This window comes from Myxococcus sp. CA040A, from assembly GCF_013336725.1.
Taxonomy (GTDB): Bacteria; Myxococcota; Myxococcia; order Myxococcales; family Myxococcaceae; genus Myxococcus; species Myxococcus llanfairpwllgwyngyllgogerychwyrndrobwllllantysiliogogogochensis.
In genome coordinates, this window is sequence record NZ_JABUMR010000037.1 from 1 (window position 1) to 1,439 (window position 1,439).

Annotated in this window: 1 protein-coding gene; it reads left to right on the forward strand. The window is 65.0% G+C overall.

The features are described from left to right. Nucleotides 1-89 precede the first annotated feature (89 nt). Nucleotides 90-1,439 (forward strand): IS4 family transposase, encoded by a 1,350-nt coding sequence (locus HUA75_RS45980; protein WP_217446590.1) that lies wholly within the window; start codon nucleotides 90-92, stop codon nucleotides 1,437-1,439.

The following is a 1,439-nucleotide window of genomic DNA, read 5'->3' on the forward strand; positions in this document are numbered from 1 at the left end:
CAATGCCGATCAGTTAAGGGCGAGAAGGATCATACTGCCGCGACCGCATACAAGGAGGCGGTTGCGTGGGAAGAGGTCCATTCGGGTATTTGCCCTCTGCGGATGAGGGGGCGTTCGACCGGCTGTGCGCGAATCTCGACCCAGAGTGGGTCGAGGCGGCGCTGGAGGCGACAGGGACGGCCACCCTCCGGAAACGCAGGCTACCCGCTGAACAGGTCATCTGGCTGGTGCTGGGCATGGCGCTGTACCGGCACCGGCCCATCGCCGAACTGGTGGAGCGGTTGGACCTGGCGTTGCCCGGTGGCAGGCCGAAGCCGAAGCCGATAGCGAGGAGCGCGGTGGCGCAGGCGCGCGCACGAGTGGGAGAGGAGCCGCTGAAATGGCTCTTCGAGAAGAGCGCGCTGGCGTGGGCGCACGCCAGCGCGCGTCGGCATGAATGGAGGGGGCTGGCCCTGTACGGAGTGGACGGCACGACAGCGCGAGTGCCGGACTCGAAGGAGAACCGGAGGCACTTTGGAGGGCAGGCGGTTGGCCGGGGCGGAGGCCTCAGCGGCTACCCCATGGTGCGGCTTGTCACGCTGATGGCCCTGCGCAGCCACCTGCTGGCAGCGGCGCACTTCGGGCCCTACGGGACGGATGAGCGCGAGTACGCCCTGAAGATATGGCCTCAGGTGCCGGACGATTCGCTGTGCGTGATGGACCGCCACTTTCTCAATGCCGACATCCTCGTGCCGTTGGCGAGAGACGGGAAGAACCGCCACTGGCTGCTGCGCGCGAAGAAGAACACTGCCTGGCGCACGGTGAAACGTTTGGGAAAAGGAGAGGAATTGGTGGAAATGGAGGTGAGCTACCACACCCGCCAGAAGGACGACTCCTTGCCTATGCGCTTCCAGGCACGCGCCATTCACTACCAGCGCAAAGGCTTTCAGCCGCAGTGGCTGCTGACCTCATTGCTGGACGCCGAAGCCTTCCCAGCCAGCGAGGTGGTGGCCCTCTACCACGAGAGGTGGGAGCTGGAGCTTGGCTATGACGAGGTGAAGACGGAGATGCTGGAGAGGCAGGAGGCCATCCGCAGCCAGAAGCCTGGTGGGGTCGCGCAGGAGCTCTGGGGCGTGGGATTGGCCTACAATCTGGTGCGACTAGAGATGGAGCGCATCGCCGAAGAGGCCGATGTGCCTCCCACCCAAATCAGCTTCGTCATGGCCCTGCGTCTCATCCGCGACGAGTGGATGTGGCTGGCTGGCGCGAGCCCTGGAGCGATTCCCAAACATCTGCGACGCCTGCGAGAAGAGGTAAAACGCTTCGTCCTCCCGCTGCGGCGAAGTCACAGACGGTATCCGCGTGCGGTGAAAATCAAGATGAGCAGCTACCCACGGAAGCGTCCCCGCCCGGACCGACGAGCACGCTCCCGCAGGCCCCTACGTCGCGTCCGTCCCTAA